This window comes from Thermorhabdus hydrogeniformans, assembly GCF_049310025.1.
GTDB lineage: Bacteria > Bacillota > Thermosediminibacteria > Thermosediminibacterales > Tepidanaerobacteraceae > JBJYKD01.
On the sequence record NZ_JBJYKD010000282.1, the window covers coordinates 1 to 238 of the forward strand.

Consider the following 238-nt stretch of genomic DNA (forward strand, 5'->3'; position numbering starts at 1 on the left):
GCTCGTCCCCCGCGGGGCTCAGCGTGATCTCGATCTCGAGGCGGTCCTCGGCGAGCGCCTCGACCAGGTCCTCGCCCCACTCGACGACCGTGACCGACTCCTCCAGGGAGGCGTCGAGGTCGAGGTCGTCGACCTCCAGCCGGCCGCCGAGCCGGTAGGCGTCGACGTGCACGAGCGCCGGGCCGTCGCACAGCGACGGGTGCACCCGGGCGATCACGAAGGTCGGCGAGGTGATCGG

At 73.1% G+C, this 238-nt stretch carries 1 protein-coding gene; it reads right to left on the bottom strand.

Annotated elements, in window-relative coordinates:
* Window positions 1-238: tRNA (adenosine(37)-N6)-threonylcarbamoyltransferase complex ATPase subunit type 1 TsaE (locus ACKX14_RS16435; protein ID WP_422449508.1), on the bottom strand; the 238-nt coding region annotated here is incomplete at both ends.